Here is a 22127-nt window from a genome sequence, read left to right on the forward strand (position 1 = left end):
GCCGCACGCGCCGCCTGCGCAGCCCGTGCCCGGGCGCGGACGGCTGCGGCGGCCCGGGCCCGGCGTTCGGCCTCCGCCGCCCGCTCCAGGGACTCCGCCCGTCCTGCGACGGCCTTCAGCCGCTCCTGGGCCGAGCGGAGGGACAAACGGGCGTCCATCTCTGCCTGCCGGGCCTGGGCGGCTGCGAGCGCCAGGGCGTCCCGCCGGTCGGTCGAGGGCTCCCCGGCGTCGTCAGGGCTCTCCTGTGCCGCGGCGAGCCGTTCCGTCACCGCAGCCAGCTGTTCCTGTTCGCGGGCCAGATTCGCCTCGGCGGCTTCTGCCAGGTGGGAGAGCCGCTCCGCTTCCCCGGCCGCTGAGCGCAGCAGGGATCCCAATGAACCCAGCCGTTCCCCCACGGCCGCCAGCCGGGCATCGGAGTCATGCAGTTCCGCGAGCGCGGCATTCACCAGTTCCTGCGCCGCCTTCCGTTCACCGTCGGCACCGGCGATCGCGAACCGGGCTGCCTCGGCACGGGCCGTTGCTTCGGCCAGCTTCGCCTCCGTTTCCTCCACGGCGGCCTGGATCTCGATCAGTCCGGGAGCACTGGTTGACCCTCCCCTGGCGCTGAAGGCAGAAAGCAGGTCGCCGCCGGTGGTCACAGCGGTAGCTCCGGGCGCGTCCGCCAGCAAGGCAGCGGCGTCCGCCAGCGAGGGAACCACGACGACGCCGCGCAGCAGGGCGCGCAGGGCGGCCCCCGTCCCGGAGGCGGCCTCAACCACGTCCACGGCACGGACGCAGCCGGCAGGCAGCTCCGGCAGGTCCGCTGCCGGTTCAGTCCCCGGCTCTGACGAGCCCGGGCCGGAGTTGTCCAGGCCAGCGTCGTCCAAGCCGGCGTCGTCAAGGCCGGCAGGCGCGGCCGTTCCGGCGAAGACCAGCGAAACCTGGCCGGCTCCGGATTCCCTGAGCAGGGTGAGTGCGGCGAGCGCGGGTTCGGTGCCCCGGACCGCCAGGGCCTCCGCGGCCGGGCCCAGAGCGGCGCTGACCGCCCGTTCATAACCGGGACGCACACTCAGCAGATCGGCCAGGGGCGCCAGGACCCCGTCGATCCCGGCTTCCAGCAGCGCCTGGGACCCGTCTCTGCGGTCCAGTCCCACGGCCAGCGCATCCCGCCGGGCGGTCAGCGTTTCCCTGCCGCGGACGGCTTCACGTTCCTGGCCCTGCAGGTCCGCCAGCCGTTCCTCCGCTGCTTCGAGCCGGGCAACGGCTTCTTCATAGCGGGCGTCCAGGCCCTCTTCACCGGCTTCGGCGCCGGCTGCCTGGTTTTCCAGGGCGGTGAATTCCGCTTCCGCGCTCCGGCGGCGCTCCTCCCCCTGGCTGATGGAGGCCCGCAGCCGGCCCAGCTCCGCTTCTGCTGCTTCCACCCGGGAACGGGCGGCAGCCACGGAACCGGCGAGGCGTGCCAGTCCCTCCCTCCGGTCCGCGGCGGCGCGCAGGAGGGAGGCCAGACGGCGTTCTTCGGCCGCAGCTTCCTCCTCCGCTGCAGACCGGATTTCCACGGCGTCCTCGAGCGCGCCCTCCCGCTCTTCGGCCTCGGCCTCCAGATCCGCGGCTTCGGCGCGGATCCGTTCCGCCTGTGCCTGCAGTTTCTCCGGGTCGCGTCCGGGGTCCGGGGCCGCGTCACTGGAGCCCAGCAGGCGCTGGCGTTCCTGGGCGAGTGCCTGCAGCGAGTTCAGCCTTTCCCGGGCGGAAGAAAGCAGGTACCAGGCGTCCCGTGCGGCGTTCACACGGGGAGTGGCCACTGCCGCCAGCCGTTCCAGTTCGGCCAGCCGTGCCCCCTGAACCTGGACGGCCTGCTCCACCTCCCGGCGCCGTTCCTTCAGCGCTGCTTCGGCGGCAGTGTCCCGCTCGACGGCGGTGGACAGGGTCACCAGGTCATCGGCCAGCAGGCGGGCGCGGGCATCCCGCACGTCCAGCTGGACCTGCCGGGCCCGCCGGGCGACGGCGGCCTGCTTGCCCAGCGGCCCCAGCTGCCGGCGCAGTTCCGCGGTCAGGTCGGTCAGCCGGGCCAGGTTGGCCTGCATGGCATCCAGCTTGCGGACGGTCTTTTCGCGGCGCCGGCGGTGTTTGAGGATCCCGGCGGCCTCTTCGATAAAGCCGCGGCGGTCCTCCGCCGAGGCGTGCAGCACCTTGTCCAGCTGGCCCTGCCCGACGATCACGTGCATTTCCCGGCCCAGGCCGGAGTCGGAGAGCAGCTCCTGGATGTCCAGCAGGCGGCACGCCGCTCCGTTGATGGCGTATTCGGAACCGCCGGCCCGGAAGAGGGTGCGGGAGATGGTGACTTCGGAGTACTCGATGGGCAGGGCGCCGTCGGAGTTATCGATGGTCAGGGAAACCTGCGCACGCCCCAGCGGCGGGCGCCCCGACGTGCCGGCAAAGATGACGTCCTCCATCTTGCCGCCGCGCAGGGTCTTCGCACCCTGCTCCCCCATCACCCAGGCCAGGGCGTCCACCACGTTGGATTTGCCCGAGCCGTTCGGACCGACAACAGCGGTCACCCCCGGCTCGAACTCAAAGGTGGTGGCCGATGCAAAGGATTTGAAGCCCCGCATCGTCAGTGTTTTTAAGTGCACTGGCCTCTGTCTCTCGTTTGTGGAAGATTCCCTAAAGCCACCACTTCCCCCACACTTAACCGCAGTACTCGCAGAGCGTAATCCGGGCTTTCGCGCTTTCCAGGCCCGGCAGGAAAGTAGGCTTCTAGAAGAATCATATGGTTCGGCGGCGCCGTTTCGGGTTACAACCAGGCCCGGACCGCGATCTTTTGGCAGCAGACAAGGCAGGCATTTTGAGCGGGAACTTCAACTTCCACCACACCAACACCGCACTCCTGAGCGTGAAGAGCGTAGAGGCGCCCGTCGTTGTCAGCTCACCGGAATTCGATGAGCGGCTCTCTCCCTCCCTGAAACGGCTGCGCCTGTCCAAGGGCCTGCTGGAGCGGGTGGCAGGGGTCAGCGAGCGCCGATGGTGGGCTCCGGGCACCACCTTCGAAGACGGCGCCATCGAAGCCGGTGCCAAGGCCATGGCCGAGGCAGGGGTGGAGCCGGCGCAGATCGGGCTGCTGATCAACACCTCCGTGACGCGCAAGAACCTGGAGCCGTCCGTCGCCGTCAAGATCCACCATCACCTCGGCCTCCCCTCCTCCGCCCTCAACTTCGATCTGGCCAATGCCTGCCTGGGATTTGTGAATGGCATCACCATGGCCTCCAACATGATCGAGTCCGGGCAGATTGACTACGCACTGATCGTTGCCGGAGAAGATTCCCAGGGCGTCCAGGAAGCAACGTTCGGGCGGCTGAACCGGGAGGACTCCACCCGGCAGGACTACCTGCGGGAATTCGCCACCCTGACCCTGGGCAGCGGCGCCGCAGCCGCCGTGATCGGCCGCGCCGCGGACCATCCCGGTTCACACCGGATCCTGGGCGGGGTGTCCCGGGCCGGAACCGAGCACCACGAACTGTGCGTCGGCGGCGAAGGCGGTATGTACACCGACACCAAGGGTCTGCTCGACGGCGGACTGGAGCTCGTGGTCACCGCCTGGCACGAAGCCCAGGCGAACGGTTGGGACTGGCAGGGCATGGACCGGTACGTCACCCACCAGGTCTCCAATTCCTACACGAACGCGATCATCAAGGCAGTGGACCTGGACCGGGAGCGGGTGCCGATCACCTTCCCGCGGTGGGGCAACGTGGGGCCGGCCTCCCTGCCCATGACCCTGGCGCAGGAAGCCAGGACCCTGGCCCCCGGGGACCGTGTCCTGTGTATGGGCGTTGGTTCGGGCCTGAACACCACCATGATGGAAATCGCGTGGTAGCTGAACTCTGGCCCGGTGTTCCGGCCGCCTGGTCCCGCTATGTCCAGGTTCCCTCCACCGCCGCCGTCGACCGTCCCGGAACCCAGCACAAGTGGCACGTCCTGGACAACGCCCCGGACCTCAGGTCCCGGGGCGTTGAGCCTGCCGGCACCCTGCTCTGCGTGCACGGCAATCCCACCTGGTCCTACCTCTGGCGGACGCTGGCCGCTGCCGGCAGCACCTCCGAACGTCCCTGGCGGGTCATCGCCGTTGACCAGCTGGACATGGGCTACTCGGCCCGCACCGGCACGTTCCGGCGGCTCGCCGACCGGATCAGCGATCTGTCCGACCTCACCGCGGCACTGGAACTGGACGGCCCGGTGGTCACGGCAGGCCACGACTGGGGCGGCATCATCTCCCTGGGCTGGGCACTGCAGCACCGCCGGAACCTGGCGGGCGTGGTCCTGACCAACACCGCTGTACACCCCGCCGGCTTCTCGCTCCCGCCGGCCCTCCGGCTCGCGCTCCATCCCGCAGTGCATGGCTGGGGCACCGTCAGCACCGATGCCTTTCTCCGGGTCACGCATGCCCTGGCCCAGCCGGCGCTGGCTCCGGAGGTCCGCCGCGCCTTCGCCGCACCGTACCGCGGAACCGCGCGGCGCAGCGGCGTCGGGAACTTCGTTGCGGACATTCCCGCGGACGAGACCCATCCCAGCTACCGGGCCCTGACCCGCGTCGCAGAAGGAATCCGCGGGCTGAAGGTCCCGGTCCTGGCGCTCTGGGGCCCCAAGGACCCGGTCTTCTCCGACCGTTACCTGCGGGACCTGATCACCCGGCTGCCGCACGCGGACGTCCACCGGTTCGAAGGCGCAGGCCACCTGCTGCCCGAAGACCGGGACCTTGCCGCTCCGGTGTTCAGCTGGCTGGAGCAAAAGGTCAGCGCCCCCAGCCCGGCGGCAGGAGTCACTGCGGAATCCTCCGCGGCAACCGGTGCCGGGCAGGCCCCCTTCCGGCCCATGCTTGCGGAACTGGATGAGCGTTCCGGTGATGACTCCCCCGCCGTCGTGGACATGGCTCCGGCCACGGGCGGCACGGCAGCCGTTCCAACAACCCTGTCCTGGAAGCAGCTCGCCGCCCGGGTGGACGCCCTCGCCGCAGGGCTCACCGGGATCGGCGTCCGCCCGGGGAACCGGGTGAACCTGCTGGTGCCTCCGGGCATCGAGCTGACCTCGCTGATTTATGCCTGCCTGCGGGTAGGCGCCGTGGTGGTGGTGGCCGACGCCGGCCTCGGGACCGCCGGGCTGAGCCGGGCCATCAAGGGTGCCGGCCCGCAGTTCATCGTCGGAATTGAACGGGCCATCACCGGGGCCAGGCTGTTCGGCTGGCCCGGACAGCGCATCCTCGCCGGCGAAGCGGCACCCCTCCGGCGCAGGCTGCTGGGCGTGGAGCACACGGTTTCCGAGCTGGTCGAGGCTGGCACCGGCAAACCTGTTCCGGACTACCGCACGGACCCCGATGCCGACGCCGCCGTCCTCTTCACCTCCGGTTCCACCGGACCGGCGAAGGGCGCCGTCTACACGCACCGCCGGCTCGCTGCGATGCGGGACACCCTGAAGGCGACCTATGACCTGCGGGCCGGTTCCGCGCTGGTGGCCGGGTTCGCACCGTTCGCGCTGCTGGGACCGGCACTCGGCGCCACCTCGGTGACCCCGGACATGGACGTCACGGCGCCGCGCACCCTGAGCGCCCGCGCGCTGGCGGACGCAGCGGCCGCCGTCGGCGCCACCACCGTTTTCGCCTCACCGGCCGCCCTGGCCAACGTGCTGGCGACGGCGGAGGACCTCAGCGCCGCGCAGCGGGCCGCCCTCGCCGGCGTGGACCTGCTGCTCTCCGCCGGGGCGCCCATCCCTGAAGCGCTGCTGAGCCGGGTTCAGCTGCTGGTGCCGCAGGCAGCCCTGCACACCCCCTACGGCATGACCGAAGCCCTCCCGGTCACCGACATCAGCCTGGAGCAGATCCGCAAGGCCGGCACCGGCAACGGTGTCTGCGTCGGGACCGCCGTCGCCGGGGCACGGGTGGCCATCGCACCGCTCGCCGCGGACGGCTCCGCCGGAACCGGGCTCTCCGACGCCCCGGGCGTTACCGGAGAAATCCTGGTCAGCGCCCCGCATGTGAAGGACCGGTATGACCGGCTCTGGATCACCGAAGAGCACAGTTCCTCAGTGCCCGGCTGGCACCGGACCGGAGACGTTGGGCATTTCGACGCCGACGGCCGCCTCTGGGTCGAGGGCCGGCTGGGCCACGTCCTCACCACACCCGCCGGGCCGGTCACACCGGTCGCCGCGGAGCAGGCTGCCGAGAGCGTGCCCGCTGTACGGCTGGCCGCGCTGGTCGGCGTCGGCCCCGCCGGAACACAGGTACCGGTAGCAGTCATCGAACCCGCAGGAGGCACCAGGCGGGCAGGGCCGGCTGACCCGGAGACGGCAGCCGCCGTCCGGGACGCCGTCGCCGCGGCCTGCGGGCTGGAACTCGCGGCGGTGCTGGTGCTGCCGCAGATGCCCACCGACATCCGGCACAATTCCAAGATCGACCGCGCAGCCCTGGGTACCTGGGCTGCGCAGGTCCTGGCCGGCGGCCGGATCAGCGCGCCGGGAGCCCGCCGATGAGCCGGCGGATCCTCGTCACCGGTGCCAGCGGCCTGCTCGGCGGCGCCGTGGCAGAGCTGCTGGCCGAACGCGGGCACCAGGTCCGCACCTTCCAGCGCCGGCCGGCAGCCGGCTCCGGACTGGAATCGGTGGCCGGCTCCGTGACCGACCCGGCCGCCGTGGCACGGGCAGTGGAGGGTATGGACGCCGTCGTGCATCTGGCGGCCAAAGTTTCCTTCACCGGTGCGTGGTCCGAGTTCGAGGCAACCAACATCGAGGGGACCCGCAATATCCTCTCCGCCGCGCGCGCCGCCGGGGTCCGGGATTTAGTCTTCGTTTCTTCTCCGTCCGTAGCGCACTTCGGCGAACCGATTGCCGGAGCCGGCGCCGGGCAGGCCGATCCGGACCAGGCCCGCGGCAACTATGCCCGGTCCAAGGCCGCGGCGGAGCTGCTGGCCCTCGCCGCCGATTCCCCGGACTTCCGGGTCACGGCGATCCGCCCGCACGTCGTCTGGGGTCCCGGCGATACCCAGCTGGTGGAACGCGTGATCGACCGGGCGCGCTCCGGCCGGCTGCCGCTGCTTGACGGCGGAGCGGCCCTCATCGACACCACCTACGTGGACAACGCTGCTGCGGCGATCGTCCGCGGACTGGAACGGATGGAGCACGCCCACGGCCAGGCGCTGGTGGTCACGAACGGCCAGCCCCGTACCGTCGGTGAGCTGATGTCCGGCATCTGTGCCGCCGGCGGCGTCCAGGCACCCGGCTTCAGTGTCCCCGGCTGGCTGGCGCGCGGAGCCGGAAGCATCATCGAGAAGGCCTGGCTGGCGGCCGGCGCACGCGGCCTGGTCCACGATGAGCCGCCGATGACCCGGTTCCTGGCTGAGCAGCTCTCCACCTCCCACTGGTTCGACCAGCGGCGCACCCGCGAGGTGCTGGACTGGACTCCCGAGGTCTCCATCGACGAGGGAATGCGCCGCCTGGCCGCCCACTACGGCGGCACAGCCGGACACTACGGCGGCACAGCCGGACACCCCGAGACGGCAGGCACCAAAGGATGACTGAGATGAAAAGCACGGCACTGATCCGGGACTGGCCTGCGGAAAACGCGGCGGCGGCGGTCATCGCCGCGGACGGCACCGTGCTGGGAGCCGACGGCGGGCAGCGCCGGCGCTTTCCGCTCGCGTCGGTGACCAAGCTGCTCACGGCCTATGCCTTCCAGGTCGCGCTCGAAGAGGAAGCGGTGGCCCTGGATGATCCCGCCGGCCCGCCCGGCTCCACGGTTTCCCATCTGCTGGCCCATACCGGCGGTTACGACTTTGGCGACCGCACCGTCCGGTATGAACCCGGTACGCGGCGGCTGTACTCCAACGCCGGCTTCGAAGTCCTGGCCGAGGCACTGGAGGAGGCCACCGGGATAGCGTTCGCTGACTATCTCCGCGAAGCTGTCCTGGCGCCCCTGGGCATGGCGGACACCACGCTGGACGGTTCCCCCGCTGCCGGTGCCGTTTCCACCGCGGAGGACCTGATCCGGTTCGCCGCGGAGCTGCAGGCGCCCCGGCTGATTTCGCCCGGGTCGCTGGCCGCAGCAACCACCGTCGCTTATCCGGGGCTCGCCGGCATCCTGCCCGGCTTCGGCCGGCAGAAGGAGAACGACTGGGGGCTGGGCTTCGAAATCCGGGGCAGCAAGTCCCCGCACTGGACCGGCAGCACCAATTCGCCGCGCACGTTCGGGCACTTCGGGCAGTCGGGGACGTTCCTGTGGGTGGATCCCGATCTGCAGGCAGCCGCCGTCGTCCTGACGGACCGGGATTTCGGTCCCTGGGCGGCGGAAGCCTGGCCGGTCTTCAACGACGCGCTGGTTGCGGAGCTGCGCCGGAACTAACGCCCCGGCACTGCTGAGAACACCGGCGGCGCACGCTACAGTGTGCTCGCATGGAAGCCCCGCTGGAAGCCTGGAGTGAGTTCAACGTCGCCATGCTGGGCGGCACCGCGGCGCTGGTGGGGCTGCTCATCGTGGCAATGTCGGTGAACATCAAGGATATCCTCGCCGCGGAACCGCTGCCCTCCCGTGCCGCAGCGGCCGTCGCCACGCTCACGCTGGCGCTGGTGGTGTGTGCCCTCGGGCTGATGCCTGGCCAGCCGCTCTGGGCCTACGGCGCCGAGACAGCGGCTGGCACCGCCATCCTGGCCGTTGTGGTGGTCCGGGCAGTCCGCTCGGTGTACCGCAGCCCGGGCGCTCCCCGCGGAACGCGGTTCCCCAAAGTCCTGCTGCTCCTGGCTCCGGTTGCCGCCTATGCGGCGGGCGCGGTCCTGCTCCTGGCGGGCGACGGCGCCGGGCTGGCCTGGCTGGGGGCCGGGGCGGTCCTCGGCGTGATCGCGGGGGCGGCCTTCGCCTGGGTGGTCCTCATCGAGGTCCTGCGCTGAGCACGCCGCCCGGTGTCAGGCGTCAGGCGGGTTACCAGCGTCCGTTGCGGGGCCGGGGCTGGCAGACCGGGCAGCTGTAGGAGGACCGGTTCATGAAGGAATCCCGGCGGATGAGCGTGGTGCGGCCGGCTTCAGCGCAGCGCAGGCAGGGTTCACCTTCCCGGCCGTAGGCGTTCAGTGACCGGGCAAAGTACCCCGATGCTCCGTTGACGTTGACGTAGAGCGAATCGAAGCTGGTGCCGCCTGCGGCCAGTGCACGGGTCATGACGTCCCGGGCAGCGTCCACCAGGCGCAGAACATCGGCACGGCGCATGGTATCCGTGGGCCGGGCGAAGTGGATTTTCGCGCTCCACAGCGCTTCATCGGCGTAGATGTTGCCTACGCCGGAAATCAGTCCCTGGTCCAGCAGCGCCCGTTTGACGCCGGTGCGGCGGGAACGCAGCCTGCGGTAGAACTCGTCGAAGGAGAAGAACGGGTCCAGCGGATCCCGGGCGATGTGGGCGGCTTCTGACGGGAGCAGCGCCATTCCGGTTTCGGAAAGCCCGCCCGGCGCACCGTCCGGAGTCGGCAGCAGATCGGCGAGGAACATCCCGCCGAAAATCCGCTGGTCCACAAACCTCAGTTCCGCGGGCATCGGGATTCCGTCGTCGTCCGAAGCAGGGCTCAGGGTCAGCCGGATCTTGAGGTGCTTCTCATCCGGCAGAGCGGGATCCTCCATCAGGAGCTGCCCGCTCATGCCCAGATGCGCCATCAGGGCGAAGGGAGGCGCCGCGCCGGATTCATCGCCGGTCTCAACCAGCGGCATCCAGAGGAACTTACCGCGCCGGACAACGTCCAGCACGCGGGCGCCTTCCAGGTTCCCACGGAGGTCGTCCGGTCCCGGAGCATGCCGCCGGACGGAGCGCGGGTCCAGGACTTCAGCCGCTTCAATGCTCCGTCCGCGGACCCACCGGGCCAGGCCGCGGCGTACAACCTCGACTTCGGGGAGTTCGGGCATGGGGCGGGGCGGCTAGGCAGTGGGAGTGACCGGACGCATGCCGGTATCGTTCAGCCGGCGGCAGGTGTCGGCAGCGGCTTCCTGCTCGGCGTCCTTCTTGGAGCGGCCGTTGCCGGTGCCGTAAGCCTGGCCGCCGATGTGGAGGACTGCCACGAAGCTGCGGGAATGGTCCGGACCGGTGCCGGTCACCCGGTATTCGATGTCGCCGAGTTTCCGGGCGGCAGCGATTTCCTGGATGCTGGTTTTCCAGTCGGTCCCGGCGCCCAGGGCGTCCGCGTCATGCAGCAGGGGCCCAATCAGGCGCATCACCATGGCGCGGGCCGTCTCAATCCCGTGACAGAGGTACACCGCGCCGATCAGGGCTTCGGTGGTGTCGGCCAGGATGGAGGATTTGTCCTTGCCGTTGGTCAGCTTCTCACCCTGCCCCAGCAGGATGAAGTCGCCCAGCTGCAGCTGGCGGGCCACCGAGGCAAGGGCTTTGGTACTCACGACGGCGGAACGGCGCTTGGCCAGCTCGCCCTCGGAAAGGTCGGGGTTGTCCCGGTAGAGCGCGTCGGTGACGGAGAACCCGAGGATCGAATCCCCAAGGAACTCGAGGCGTTCGTTGGTCGGGATGCCGCCGTGTTCGTAGGCGTAGGACCTGTGTGTGAGCGCAAGACGAAGCGTCCCGGCATCGATATCGACGCCGAGACGCTTCAGAAGCTCTTCAGTATTCTTCACGTGCTGAGATCGCCCCGAAAAGCAGTGTGCCCCTTCATCGGCTGTCCTCAGAGGACAGACGGCAAAGGGGTAAACACTGGTCTTAGACGTCCGCTACCTTGCGGCCCTTGTATTCAAGGAACAGCGCAGTGCCTGCGGAGTCGGTTACGACCTTGGCCTGATGGGGCAGGCTGTAGGTTACGCGGCCGTTCTCAACGGTCTTCACCAGGTTGGGCGCAGTTGCCTTCCACTGGGACCGGCGTGCACGCGTATTCGAGCGGGACATTTTCCGCTTGGGAACAGCCACGACTAACTCTCTTCTCTCTCGTCTGACTCTGTACTTTTTGCCGCTTCGTTGTCAGCGGCGGTGCCAGTCAACCCGGCGAGGGCTGCCCAGCGAGGATCCACGACTTCATGGTGGTGACCCGGATCCTCCTCAAGGCGCACCCCGCAATCGGGGCAAAGACCTTCGCAGTCTTCCCGGCACACCGGCTGGAACGGCAGGGTGGTGACCACTGCGTCCCGCAAAACCGGTTCAAGATCGATGACATCTCGCTCGATCCGGCGTTGCTCTTCTTCCTCTTCTTCTTCGAAGGACTCAGTGTCCTCGTAGTAGAAGAGTTCCTGCACATCGACGTCCTGGTCGTACGCGATGGGCGTCAGGCACCGTCCGCATTCGCCCCGTACTGGGACAACCGCGGTTCCGGATACCAAAATCCCTTCGTGCACGGCCTCAAACCGCAGATCGAGCTCAATGTCCGATCCAACGGGTACGCCGATCAGCGCAACACCGAAGTCTTTCGGTGCCGGCAGATGCTCATGCATTGTCCGCATGGTTCCCGGGCTGCGCCCGAGATCCTTGACATTGACTGCCAAGGGGGAACTCGGATGTGACCGCGATGAAACGCTAATGAGAACTCCTGTAGAACATAGACCGACATATCATCTTAGCCTGACCGGACGGAATCTCTCAAACCGGCCCGCCGGTGGGCGCTTCGGGCGGACCCGGCGCCTGCCTTACCGGCTGCTCAACCAGTTTAGCCGCACCAGGGCCCGACGGCGGATTCCGGCGCACGGGCGGCTCTCACCTACGCTTGCGGTGTGTCAATTGTTCTCCTCCCCGCCGCAGCCCGGCGCGTGCTTGCCCGGATCGGGGCGGCGGTCCTGTGCACCCTGCTGGTGTGGCTGCTGGTGAGCGCCAACCTCTTCCTGTACCCCCAGACGGCCAAGGAACCCGCCAGCGCGGACGCGATCGTGGTGCTGGCCGGAGCCGCCGCTGAGCGGCTCCCGGTCGGGCAGCAGCTGCTGCGGGACGGGTACGCTCCCGTCCTTGTGCTCTCCACCACCGATACACCCGGCAACGCGAACACGGACTTTGTCTGTGAATACACCACCAACCCGGCGATCGAGTGCTTCACGCCCGCTCCGCTCTCAACCCGCGCCGAGGCCCGCTCGATAGCCCGGCTGGCAGCGGATAACGGCTGGGACGAGATCATCGTGGTGACCTCCAAGTACCACGTGGTGCGGGCCGAGGCCAATATCAGCCAGTGCTCCACCGCCCACACCATCATGGTCGCATCGGAACCTTCAATGAGCCCCTGGCGCTGGGCCGGACGCTTTGTGGAGGAGACCGGCGGCCTGCTGGCAGCCTTCCTGCGCCCGGCGTGCGGCACCGCTGTTTGATCTGGAACGTAGGTGAACAGCTGAGACCAGCTAGCGCAGCGCGTCCATCCGCTTCAGGACGGCGCTCGGCACGAATTCGGTGATGTCCCCGCCCAGTGCGGCAACTTCCTTGATCAGGCTCGAGGACAGGTGCGTGTAGGAGTTATCGGCCGCGAGGAACACGGTTTCGACGCCGGTGAGGTGCCGGTTCATCACCGCCATCGGAAGTTCGTACTGGTAGTCCTGCACCGAGCGCAGACCCTTCACAATCGCATTGGCCCCATGCTCGCGGCAGAAATCCGCCAGCAGCCCGTGCCCCATGGGCAGCACCGACACCCCCGCCAGGGAGCCGAGCGTTTCGGCTGCGATCTCCAGCCGCTCGTCTTCGGAAAACCGGTACTTCTTGGCGTAGTTCGTGGAAACAGCCACGATCACTTCGTCGAAGAGGTTCGCCGCCCGGGCAATCACTTCCAGGTGGCCATTGTGGATCGGGTCAAAGGAACCGGGGCATACTGCGCGTCGCATAAGTCGAATCTACCGGCTCGGTGCGGGTAATACTTGAAGGCATGACTTCAACACCCCGTGTACAAACCCTCCGTGACTCCAGGGACGGAGCCCCGGCCCCCTGGCAGCGGACAGCTGCCGGCGCCAATCTGCTCGGCGCGGACGGGAACCTTGGGGTGACGATCTTCGAGGAGATCACCGTGCTGGCCGGCAGGCACGAAGCGATCAACCTGGGCCAGGGCTTTCCGGATGAGGACGGTCCGGCGGAGATCCGCAACGCCGCCCGCAAGGCCATCCTGGCCGGCGCCAACCAGTACGCCCCGGGACAGGGGCTTCCCGTGCTGCGGGAGGCTGTCGCCGAGCATCAGGAACGCTTCTACGGGCTGAAGCTGGACCCGGCGACCGAGATCATTGTGACCACGGGCGCCACCGAAGCCATCGCCTCGGCGTTGCTGGCGCTGACCGGCCCCGGCGATGAGGTGCTGACGTTTGAACCGTTCTACGACTCCTATGGCGCCGTTATCGGCCTGAGCGGCGCTACCCACACCACTGCTCCCCTGCTGGCGCCGGACTTCCAGCCGGACCTGGAGGCCCTGGAAGCGGCGTTCACCGACCGTACCCGCGTGGTCCTGGTGAACAACCCGCACAACCCCACCGGTGCGGTGTTCCCGGCTTCGGTCCTGCAGCGGATCGTGGACCTGGCTATCCGGCACGACGCCGTGATCGTCACCGATGAGGTGTATGAGCACCTGACGTTCGGTCCCCGGCATATTCCCGTGGCGACCCTGCCCGGAGCCGCCGACAGGACCCTTACCATTTCCTCGGCAGGCAAAACGTTCTCCCTGACGGGCTGGAAGATCGGCTGGCTGAGCGGGCCCGCTGAACTGGTGGCCGCCGTCCGCACCGTCAAGAGCTTCCTGACTTACAGCTCCGGGGCGCCCTTCCAAGCCGCCATTGCCGCGGGCCTGCGGATGGAGGATTCCTTCTTTACCGACGCCGCCGGGACCCTGCGCGCCAAGCGCAACGTGCTCTCTGCCGGGCTGAGGGCCGCCGGGCTGGACGTCTTTACACCGCAGGGAACCTACTTCGTGAATGCCGACGTCGCTCCCTTGGGCGTCACCGACGCCACTGACCTGGCCCGGCGGCTGCCGGAGCTGGTGGGTGTTGCGGCCATTCCGGTGGCCATGTTCTGCCACCCGGAAGGAGCTGAACGGACCCGTACGCTGCTGCGGTTCGCGTTCTGCAAACGGTTCGACGTGCTGCAGGAAGCAGCGGAACGCATCGCGCGCCTTGGGGAGGTGCTCTAGTGGCCCTCCGTCCCCCGCGGCGCCTGCTGCGCGGTATCGGCGCCCACGCCGAGCTGGACGAAGACGCGTTCACCGAGGGCGCCTGGATCCTGTCCATCGGCGGTGCCCAGCAGTCGCATGTGAACCTGGCACAGCCGCAGGAGATCTTCTATGAGTATCTCCGCCGGATCGGCAACGCCGTGGACCTCGCCGCTCCGGCCGGCCAGCCGCTGCGGACCCTGCATCTGGGTGCCGGCGCGCTGACGCTCGCCCGGTATGTCCAGGCCACCCGGCCCGGTTCGGAGCAGGCCGCCGTCGAACTGGAACGCGAGCTCCTGGACTATGTGCTGGCGTACCTGCCGCTGCCCGAAGGGACCCGGCTGCAGACCATCATCGGAGACGCACGCGCCGAGCTCGAGCGGTTCGAGCCGGCGTCTTTCGAGGTGATCGTCCTGGATGTTTTCGCCGGCGCCGATGCTCCGGAACATCTGGCAGCGCCGGACTATTACGCCGAGCTGCTCGCGCTGCTCTCCCCCGCCGGTGTGCTGCTGGTCAACGTGGGTGATGATCCGCCGCTGGCCTTTGCCCGCCGGCAGGCGGCCGCCATGCAGGACGTTTTCGGCGCTGCCGGCGGCGACGTTGCCGCCCTGGGCGACGCCGGCATGTTCACCGGCCGCCATCCGGGAAACATCGTCTTGGCCGGAACCCCGTTCCGCTGGCCGCAGGAGTGGACCGCGGCGCTGCTGGCGGCCGGGCCGCATCCGGCCGCGGTGCTCACCGGGGCGGACCTCGACGCCTTCTCCTCGGGGCGCTGAACCGTCAGCCTTCGGCTGGGTTCTGCTCGGTTTTTTGCTGCACTTCCGGCTCGGCGTCCGGCTCCGCCGGCTCGGCGAACCAGAGGGTTGTTTCGCCGTAGGCGCGTTCGCTGAAGCGCTCCAGTCCGTCCGGCCATACGGGTTCCGGTGAGCGGGTGGAGCGTTCCACCACCACGACGGCGCCGGGCGCAAGGTGCGCGGTGAGAGCCTGCAGCACACCGGCCAGTCCGTCTTCGTCCAGATCATACGGCGGGTCGATAAACACCAGGTCCCAGGCCAGGCCCTCGGGCACCCGGAGCAGGTAGGTCTCGGCCTTGGCCCGGTGCACCCGCACGCGTTCCTTGCCCAGCACCCGGTTCACCAGTGCGGCGTTGGCGCGGCAGACCCCCGCAGCTTTCTCCGCCAGCTCCACCAGGTCAACGCGGTCAGCTCCGCGGCTGGCGCTTTCGACGCCGAGGGAGCCGGATCCGGCGAAGAGGTCCAGGACGTAGGCGCCGGAGAGGATTTCATAGGATTCCAGCCGGGAGAAGAGCGCTTCCTTGACCCGGTCCGTGGTGGGCCGGGTTCCTGATCCCGGAACGCTGGACAGGGTGGATCCGCCGGCGGTCCCGGCAATAATGCGGCTCATGCCTCCACTTTAGCCAGCCGGCGGACCAGGCCCGGCATCAGCCCCGTTCCAGGAAGGCTTCCTTTTCCGGGTTCAGGTAGGCCTCGATTGCTTCGTTGAGGCCGGGGTATTCGAGCAGGTCAGGATCCCCGGCAACAAGTTCCTGCGCGTCGGTCCGTGCCTTTTCGATGACTTTTTCGTCCTGGATGGCGCGGAGCAGCTTCAGGGTGGAGCGTCCGCCGGACTGGGAGGCGCCGAGGATGTCCCCTTCCCGGCGAAGTTCCAGGTCCCGGCGGGAGAGTTCAAAGCCATCCGTTGTCGCTGCGACGGCGTCCAGCCGCTCACGGCTCGGATGCCCCGGTTCAAGGTTGGTCACGAGCAGGCAGGTGCCGGGCAGTCCGCCACGCCCCACGCGTCCGCGCAGCTGGTGGAGCTGGGACATGCCGAACCGTTCGGCGTCGAGGATCACCATCATGGTGGCGTTATGCACATCCACGCCCACTTCGATCACGGTCGTGGAGACCAGCAGGTCGGTCTCCCCGCGGTTGAAGGCGTCCATGGCCGCGGACTTGTCCGCCGGATCCATCCGGCCGTGCAGCACCGCGATCCGGGTGCCTGCCAGCACCGGCAGCTCCTGCAGGCGTTCCACGGTGTCCACCACGGAGGCCAGTGGCCGCTGGCTGCGCTGGGAGGCGGGTTTCCCGGCGGGTTCCTCGATGAGGGCCAGCTCGGTGCCGGGTTCCTCTTCGCGGTCCCCGATTTTGGGGCAGACCACGTAGACCTGCCGGCCGGCGTCGATCTCCTCGCGGGCCCGGGCCCAGATGCGCGGCCCCCAGGCGGGCTTCTCCGCCAGCGGGGCCAGATGGGTGGAAATCGGTGCGCGGCCGGCGGGAAGCTCCGCCAGGGTGGAAACGTCCAGGTCACCGAAAACCGTCATGGCCACGGTCCGCGGGATCGGCGTCGCCGTCATCACCAGCAGGTGCGGGGTGCTGTGCCGGCCCTTGGTCCGCAGCAGATCCCGCTGTTCGACGCCGAAGCGGTGCTGCTCGTCCACGACAACCAGGCCGAGGTCCGCGAACTGCACGTGCTCCGAGAGCAGGGCGTGGGTGCCGATCACGATCCCGGCACTGCCGCTGGCGGCTTCCAGGAGCGCTGCCTTGCGCTGGGCGGCACCCATGGACCCGGTCAGGAGCGTCACGCGCGTGCCGTTCTCGCTGCCGCCGAGCAGTCCGCCTTCGGCCAGCGGACCCAGGGTCCGGGTGATCGAGGCGTGGTGCTGGGCGGCGAGGACTTCGGTGGGCGCCAGCAGCGCTGCCTGCCCGCCGGCGTCGATCACCTGGAGCATGGCGCGCAGGGCCACCAGCGTTTTGCCGGAACCGACCTCGCCCTGGAGCAGGCGGTTCATCGGGTGTGCCTTCGCAAGATCAGCCGCCAGTTCCGCACCCACCTGTTCCTGGCCGGCGGTGAGCGTGAAAGGCAGAGCCGCATCAAAGGCTTCAAGCAGTCCGCCCTGGACCGGCGGCCGGGCGGTGGCGTCCTGCTGGGCGGTGAAGGCGTGCCGGCGTGCCAGGGCCGTCTGCAGCACCAGGGCCTCCTGGTAGCGGAAGCGGTGGCGTGCCTTGTACGCCTCCTGGATATCCGCGGGGCGGTGGATGGCCTCGTACGCTGCTGCCAGGCCCATAAGGCCCTCCCGGCGGCGGATGGCCTCGGGGAGCGGATCGCGCAGCCGCTCGGCCTGCAGGCTGTCCAGCAGCAGGTCGATGGTTTTCTTGATGTCCCAGCTGGTCAGTTTGGCGGTGGCCGGATACACCGGAATGGGCCGTTTGGCTTCCTCCTCGTCATCGGCGTCGTCGGCCAGCAGCACATAGTTCGGGTTCGTGAGCGTCAGCTGGCCCTTGTAGACGCCGACCTTGCCGGAGAACATGGCGCGGGCACCCACCTGCAGGTCCTTCTGCGCCTGGTAGCCATTGAAGAAGGTCAGGTGCAGCAGCCCCAGAGACCCGCCGGCGTCGTCTGTGACGGTGATCTCGAGGATCATTCCCTTCCGGGTCTGCATCCGCCGCGCGTTGTTGCTCTGCACCCGGGCGACCAGCGTGACTTCCTCATCGAAGGGGATCTCGGCAATCGGCGTGAGTTCACCGCGTTCGAGGTAGCGGCGCGGAACGTGCAGCAGCAGCTCCCCCACTGTGGAGATCCCAAGCTGCTGCTGGATTTTGTCAGCGGAGCGTTTACCAATCCGGCGGTCGAGCGGGTAGTCGAGTTCGCCGGGAATCCTGTCCTGCATGTCCTGCATGGACCTCAGGCTTCGCGGGCCAAGCCGCCGCTGGCGGCGGTGCCCCCCGGGACCGGGACCTGCGGAATTTCGGTTGTCTGGTGCCCGTTGGCGGACAGCTCGGTGATCGTGACGTTGGTCGGTTCGCCCACCGTGCGCAGCAGTTCCAGCACAGCTCCGGCATCCGGGGTGTGGACGTGGACCCGCCAGCGGTAGCCATCCCCCACCGGGCTGACGGCGCTCATGATCACGGACTCCCCCAGCTCATCCAGCGAGAGCCGCATCGTGGCGGCGTCGAGCGGGCTGAGCGTGATGGTGCACATAACCTCCACGCCTTCGAGCTGCGGCTGCCTGCTGTGGATGTGCGGGTCCTGGACGTCGTACCCGTGCAGTCCGTCGAGCAGCTCGCGCTGCAGTTCCTCGCCCAGGGCCGCGGCGCGCAGGGCGTCCAGCACCAGGAGGAATCCGACACCGCCGGCGTCGACCACCCGAGCATCGGTCAGGGTCTGCAGCTGCTCTTCAGTGCGCACGACGGCGGCCAGGGCCGCTGTCATCATGGCGCGGAGGGTTTCGGCCAGGCCGGCGTTGGAGTCATCGCCAATCTGGGCGGCTTCCACCCGGGACGCGCCCCGGGCAGCCTCTTCGAGTACGGAGAGCATGGTCCCGGGAACGGGATCGCTGAGTACGGACCAGGAGCGCAGCTGCGCACGGTCCAGGGCTCTCGCCAGCTGCGGCGCGGACAGCCTGGTGCTGCCCTGCAGCGGCTCTGCCATTGCGGTGAGGAAAACGGAGAGCAGGGTGCCCGAGTTTCCGCGGGCCTGTTCCATAGCGGAGCGGCCCGCAGTCGAGAGCAGTTCGCCGATGTCCTGGGTCTCCAGCTCCGCCGCCGCAGCGGAGGCTGCGCGCATGGTCAGGTAGAGGTTGGTTCCGGTATCGCCGTCGGCTACCGGGAAGATATTGATGGCGTTCAGCCGGTCGCTGTGGTTCCCCAGGGAGACCTCGGCCTTGCTCAACCATCGCTTCAGCGCTTGCGCATTGGCGGTGATCTTAGTCTGCAAAGTAATCCCGTTCCGTGCTGTTGCTCATACGTGGACTCCGGTTCGTGCCAGCTTCTGCGTGCGTAACCTTACTGGTCATCATTGACCCTTAAAGCAGCCTGTCCAGTGAGAAGCGTACCGCAGGGCCCTGACAGCAACCGATAAGCTTCGGGGATTTTGTGGGAAAGTGGAGCACATGGGCAAACGGCTTTACACGGACGTAGCGGCTGCGCGGCATATGAGTTCGGGGACGCTGCGGGGTTCCCGAACCGAGGGTGATTTGGTCCGCAGTGATTTGGTGCGGCCGGCAGGTTCGTCGAAGCCGGAACCCGCCACTTCCTATCGGCGGAAACGTGCTGTGGCTGTGGCCCTGAGCCTGTGCGTATTTATTTCCGTGCCGGCACTTATCACGCTTCTCGTACTTTTTGGCTAAACACAAAACCCCTCACGATGCAACAGTAATTGGCAAATGGGCTAGGATGACCAGACCGCGCTACCAGTCTCACTTTCTAAGTCTCACGTTTTATGGGGGATCACCTTGCCGCTCGTTATGCCTATCTATGGAACCCGACCCGAAGCCATCAAAATGGCACCGATCGTTGCTGAGCTCCAGGAATCCACCACCCTGAATCACTTCACAACCGTGACGGGACAGCACCGCTCGATGCTGGACCAGGTCAACGGGTTGTTCGGAATCGTCCCTGACCACGATCTCAATATTTTTGCTCCTGGCCAGACCTTGAATGGGATCCTCACGCGAACGATTGACGGATTGGACAAGCTCTTCAGTGTCAACAGGCCTGACGCAGTTATCGTTCAGGGCGACACGACCACTTCCACTGCAGGGGCCATCGCAGCGTTCTACCACAGCATTCCTGTGGTGCATGTTGAAGCAGGGCTTCGCAGCGGAGATCTTTTTTCTCCCTTTCCGGAAGAAGCCAACCGGAAAATGACGTCGCAGATCGCCAGCCTGCATCTGGCCCCGACCACGACCAGCCGGGCCAACCTCCTCGCAGAGAATATTCCCGCCGCCGATATTGCCGTGACTGGCAACACGGTCATCGATGCCCTGTTCATGACCGTCGACAAGAAGGTGCCTTTCACGGATCCGCAGCTTGAGAGGCTCGCCGAAGAGGATGCCCGCATTCTTCTCGTGACAACTCACCGCCGCGAGAATCAGGGCGAAGCAATGCGCGGCGTGGGCCGGGCGTTGGCTCGAATCGCCGATGCAGAACCCGACCTGACGCTTGTGGTTCCGCTGCACAAGAACCCGGCGGTCCGCGCGGCCGTTGTCCCGTTCATCGATGGCAAGAAGAACGTCATCGTGGTGGAGCCCCTGGCCTACGGCGAGTTCACACGGATGCTCTCCATGGCGCACGTTGTGCTCACTGACTCCGGCGGAGTCCAGGAGGAAGCCCCCAGCCTCGGCAAACCCGTCCTGGTGATGCGTGAGAACACTGAGCGCCCGGAAGCTGTAGTAGCCGGCACGGTCAAGCTGATCGGCACTGACGAGAACCGCATTGTCGCGGAAGTTGATCAGCTGCTGAACGATCGTGTGCACTTCGATTCCATGGCCAATGCCGTAAACCCGTACGGGGATGGCAAGGCGGCACAGCGCACTGTGGCGGCTATCGAGGAACTCCTTGGGGTCGGGTCGCGGATCGCCGATTTTGGCGATGCCTAGTAAACGGGTTTTCATCTATGGGAGCCACGCCGCAGCAAACCTGATCAATAGCTATACCGAGAGCGCGGAGCGAACAGGCTATGTGGTTCGTCAGTCCCTGATCAGTGCAATGAACGGGCCCAGCAATGTGACGCTGGATGCCTTGCCTGGCCAGACGGCGGCAGGCTTGCGCCAGGTCAGAGACGACGCCGCAGCTTCACTTCCGTCCACGTTGGAGAACAAGGCCACGACCCTTGACTTCATGCTGTGGGATCTTGCTGACGAACGCTTCGGCGTACACTCCCTAACGGATGGGACTTTCCTTACCGCATCACCCCAGCTGAAGAAGTCAGTCCTGCATGGCGCGTCGGCCGCACGACACATCATGTTTGGTTCACGCGAGCACCTCTCCCTGTGGAAGACTGCAGCCGATCGATTGGTGGAGTTACTCACAAAACTCGGCCTGAAGTCTAAGACGTTTGTGCTCCGTATGCCTTGGGCTGGTGTGGACGAGAATGGGGACTCCGTAGAGCACAGCTTCGGTCAGAGTTCCAGAGAAGCCAACACCGCATTCAAGCCGTACTACCGCCACTTGCGGCGCCGGGGTATCCGCATCATCCGCGAACGCAGGGGCATTGGCTCAGCGAATCATCCCCACGGTCCGTCGCCCTTGAATCTCTTGGATTCGCAATATCACAGTCTGGCCGGCCAGCTAGCCAAGGCTGTGTCAACTACTTCCGCTGCACCGGTTTTGGACTGGAACTGGGATTCACAGCACAATGCTCCGGTCCTTCATTGGACCGATCCCGGTCAGCTGGATGTCACAGTTCCGGGACGAACAGAACATTGTATAGCTCCCCGCCCAGCCTTCGATGAGGAGTTTCCCGCCCGGTTCCTTGTTCAGAACACAGGTTCGGATACTTTGCTGGTTATCAGTCATGGTGCTCTACCTCGTGGAAAATACAAGGTTCCTCGATTCGAGTTTCTTTCGACACTCGAAAGCAGAGAAGAAAACCTTCTGTTCCTTGCCGACGGGGCGCTGGCGGCAAACGATCAACTTGAACTCGCTTGGTTTACCGGATCCGAGCAGGATGATCTGACAGCACGATTTAGTTGGATCGCCCAGAGGGTCGCGGATCAGCTGGGCGCGCACAAAGTTCTGTTTTTAGGCGGATCCGGTGGCGGTTTTGCCTCGGTAAATCTTGCAGCTTCCACACCAGGTTCCCGCGCGCTCGTCTTCAATCCTCAGACCATTATCCGACGGTACTGGGCCAAAGCTGTAAGTAACTATCAAAAGACTCTATTTCCTGAGATTGGATCGATCACGCAATTGGATAAGCTTGGTCGGCGGGTGAGTCTAGTAGATCGAGTGACGGAAGGACAACCATCCAGCTACCAGCTTATATACGTACAAAATGACGACGATACCTTTCATATCGAGAACCATTTGACGCCTTTCGCTAAAAAGTTACAAATGCTTCCGGAAACCTCCGAGTCGTCAAGCGGGAATGTCCAGCTCATTGTGGAACCGTTTGCCTCCGGTCACAATATGCCATATCGCGAAATCCTCAACGTTTTTGTGGACCTGAGCCTTCAAGACTGGGGCAGCCCACTGTCTGGCTGGGACCGAAGTGCCTACGGCCATCTATTGACAGTCGACGAAGGAGTTTAGCCATTTACTCCCCTG

General features: G+C 66.9%; 19 protein-coding genes. 10 read left to right on the forward strand and 9 right to left on the reverse strand.

Translation table 11 applies throughout. The features are described from left to right. Positions 1-2609: chromosome segregation SMC family protein (locus AL3_RS16990; protein ID WP_217994782.1), on the reverse strand; the 2609-nt coding region annotated here is incomplete at its 3' end. Positions 2610-2821: 212 nt separating this feature from the next. Between AL3_RS16990 and AL3_RS16995 the strand changes: the two genes are divergently transcribed. From AL3_RS16995 to AL3_RS17015, 5 genes are read left to right on the forward strand one after another with little or no spacing between them, the layout of a single operon-like run. After that, a complete protein-coding gene (locus AL3_RS16995) occupies positions 2822-3847 on the forward strand; it encodes a 3-oxoacyl-ACP synthase III (protein ID WP_066303356.1) in 1026 nt (341 codons plus the stop codon). Further along, positions 3841-6492, forward strand: coding sequence for an alpha/beta fold hydrolase (locus tag AL3_RS17000; RefSeq protein ID WP_066303324.1), 2652 nt, complete (start codon positions 3841-3843; stop codon positions 6490-6492). The genes AL3_RS16995 and AL3_RS17000 overlap by 7 nt, the downstream gene beginning before the upstream one ends. Next, on the forward strand, positions 6489-7532 hold the full coding sequence (locus AL3_RS17005) for an NAD-dependent epimerase/dehydratase family protein (protein WP_066303326.1): 1044 nt from the start codon (positions 6489-6491) through the stop codon (positions 7530-7532). The genes AL3_RS17000 and AL3_RS17005 overlap by 4 nt, the downstream gene beginning before the upstream one ends. Then, positions 7529-8356, forward strand: a complete 828-nt coding sequence (locus AL3_RS17010; protein ID WP_215727399.1) for a serine hydrolase domain-containing protein — start codon at positions 7529-7531, stop codon at positions 8354-8356. The genes AL3_RS17005 and AL3_RS17010 overlap by 4 nt, the downstream gene beginning before the upstream one ends. Before the next feature lie 50 nt (positions 8357-8406). Continuing rightward, a complete protein-coding gene (locus tag AL3_RS17015; protein ID WP_066303330.1) occupies positions 8407-8898 on the forward strand; it encodes a hypothetical protein in 492 nt (163 codons plus the stop codon). A gap of 31 nt (positions 8899-8929) precedes the next feature. On the opposite strand, the gene mutM is transcribed toward AL3_RS17015, so the two are convergent. From mutM to AL3_RS18200, 4 genes are all read right to left on the reverse strand, one after another. Further along, positions 8930-9895: a bifunctional DNA-formamidopyrimidine glycosylase/DNA-(apurinic or apyrimidinic site) lyase gene (gene mutM, locus AL3_RS17020; protein ID WP_066303331.1), complete on the reverse strand. Its 966-nt coding sequence runs from the start codon at positions 9893-9895 to the stop codon at positions 8930-8932. Between the two features lie 12 nt (positions 9896-9907). Continuing rightward, entirely contained in the window at positions 9908-10615 is a 708-nt protein-coding gene (rnc, locus tag AL3_RS17025; RefSeq protein ID WP_066303332.1) for a ribonuclease III, read from the reverse strand. Between the two features lie 82 nt (positions 10616-10697). After that, positions 10698-10901 carry a 50S ribosomal protein L32 gene (gene rpmF / locus AL3_RS17030; RefSeq protein ID WP_055240805.1) on the reverse strand — a complete coding sequence of 68 codons (204 nt, stop codon included), beginning with the start codon at positions 10899-10901 and terminating at the stop codon, positions 10698-10700. A gap of 2 nt (positions 10902-10903) precedes the next feature. Continuing rightward, positions 10904-11470: a YceD family protein gene (locus AL3_RS18200; RefSeq protein WP_083521858.1), complete on the reverse strand. Its 567-nt coding sequence runs from the start codon at positions 11468-11470 to the stop codon at positions 10904-10906. A 225-nt stretch (positions 11471-11695) separates the two neighbouring features. On the opposite strand from AL3_RS18200, the gene AL3_RS17040 reads away from it, so the two are divergent. Beyond that, a complete protein-coding gene (locus tag AL3_RS17040; protein WP_066303333.1) occupies positions 11696-12277 on the forward strand; it encodes a YdcF family protein in 582 nt (193 codons plus the stop codon). Positions 12278-12307: 30 nt separating this feature from the next. Here AL3_RS17040 and coaD read toward each other — a convergent pair whose 3' ends face one another. After that, the gene (coaD, locus tag AL3_RS17045) at positions 12308-12781 is read right to left on the reverse strand and encodes a pantetheine-phosphate adenylyltransferase (protein WP_066303334.1); all 474 of its coding nucleotides are present in this window, start codon (positions 12779-12781) and stop codon (positions 12308-12310) included. Between the two features lie 41 nt (positions 12782-12822). Here coaD and AL3_RS17050 point away from each other — a divergent pair, with 41 nt between their 5' ends. After that, complete coding sequence (locus AL3_RS17050; protein WP_066303336.1) at positions 12823-14067, forward strand: aminotransferase class I/II-fold pyridoxal phosphate-dependent enzyme; 1245 nt, start codon at positions 12823-12825, stop codon at positions 14065-14067. Further along, a complete protein-coding gene (locus AL3_RS17055; protein ID WP_066303341.1) occupies positions 14067-14861 on the forward strand; it encodes a spermidine synthase in 795 nt (264 codons plus the stop codon). Before AL3_RS17050 ends, AL3_RS17055 begins: the two co-directional genes overlap by 1 nt. 4 nt (positions 14862-14865) lie before the next feature. Here the strand turns inward: AL3_RS17055 and rsmD are convergent, their stop codons facing one another. The 3 genes from rsmD to AL3_RS17070 are packed head-to-tail and all read right to left on the reverse strand — an operon-like array spanning position 14866 to position 18765. After that, positions 14866-15489, reverse strand: a complete 624-nt coding sequence (gene rsmD, locus AL3_RS17060) for a 16S rRNA (guanine(966)-N(2))-methyltransferase RsmD (RefSeq protein ID WP_066303343.1) — start codon at positions 15487-15489, stop codon at positions 14866-14868. A gap of 37 nt (positions 15490-15526) precedes the next feature. Continuing rightward, the gene (gene recG, locus AL3_RS17065) at positions 15527-17752 is read right to left on the reverse strand and encodes an ATP-dependent DNA helicase RecG (protein WP_066303359.1); all 2226 of its coding nucleotides are present in this window, start codon (positions 17750-17752) and stop codon (positions 15527-15529) included. Between the two features lie 14 nt (positions 17753-17766). After that, positions 17767-18765: a DAK2 domain-containing protein gene (locus tag AL3_RS17070; RefSeq protein WP_083521860.1), complete on the reverse strand. Its 999-nt coding sequence runs from the start codon at positions 18763-18765 to the stop codon at positions 17767-17769. Positions 18766-19315: 550 nt separating this feature from the next. Between AL3_RS17070 and wecB the strand changes: the two genes are divergently transcribed. Together wecB and AL3_RS18580 are read left to right on the forward strand one after the other, a co-directional pair. Beyond that, complete coding sequence (gene wecB, locus AL3_RS17075; RefSeq protein WP_066303347.1) at positions 19316-20461, forward strand: non-hydrolyzing UDP-N-acetylglucosamine 2-epimerase; 1146 nt, start codon at positions 19316-19318, stop codon at positions 20459-20461. Then, complete coding sequence (locus tag AL3_RS18580) at positions 20454-22112, forward strand: DUF6270 domain-containing protein (protein ID WP_151723975.1); 1659 nt, start codon at positions 20454-20456, stop codon at positions 22110-22112. The genes wecB and AL3_RS18580 overlap by 8 nt, the downstream gene beginning before the upstream one ends. Positions 22113-22127 lie beyond the last annotated feature (15 nt).

This window comes from Arthrobacter luteolus NBRC 107841 (assembly GCF_001552075.1).
GTDB lineage: Bacteria > Actinomycetota > Actinomycetes > Actinomycetales > Micrococcaceae > Arthrobacter_B > Arthrobacter_B luteolus.

What these genes read in the sequence shown, in the direction of transcription:
- AL3_RS17005 (WP_066303326.1), top strand. Translation starts at nt 6,489, where the DNA reads ATGAGCCGGCGGATCCTCGTCACCGGTGCCAGCGGCCTGCTCGGCGGC.
- AL3_RS17010 (WP_215727399.1), top strand. Translation starts at nt 7,529, where the DNA reads ATGACTGAGATGAAAAGCACGGCACTGATCCGGGACTGGCCTGCGGAA.
- AL3_RS17015 (WP_066303330.1), top strand. Translation starts at nt 8,407, where the DNA reads ATGGAAGCCCCGCTGGAAGCCTGGAGTGAGTTCAACGTCGCCATGCTG.
- mutM (WP_066303331.1), bottom strand. Translation starts at nt 9,895, where the DNA reads ATGCCCGAACTCCCCGAAGTCGAGGTTGTACGCCGCGGCCTGGCCCGG.
- coaD (WP_066303334.1), bottom strand. Translation starts at nt 12,781, where the DNA reads ATGCGACGCGCAGTATGCCCCGGTTCCTTTGACCCGATCCACAATGGC.
- AL3_RS17050 (WP_066303336.1), top strand. Translation starts at nt 12,823, where the DNA reads ATGACTTCAACACCCCGTGTACAAACCCTCCGTGACTCCAGGGACGGA.
- rsmD (WP_066303343.1), bottom strand. Translation starts at nt 15,489, where the DNA reads ATGAGCCGCATTATTGCCGGGACCGCCGGCGGATCCACCCTGTCCAGC.
- recG (WP_066303359.1), bottom strand. Translation starts at nt 17,752, where the DNA reads ATGCAGGACAGGATTCCCGGCGAACTCGACTACCCGCTCGACCGCCGG.
- AL3_RS18580 (WP_151723975.1), top strand. Translation starts at nt 20,454, where the DNA reads ATGCCTAGTAAACGGGTTTTCATCTATGGGAGCCACGCCGCAGCAAAC.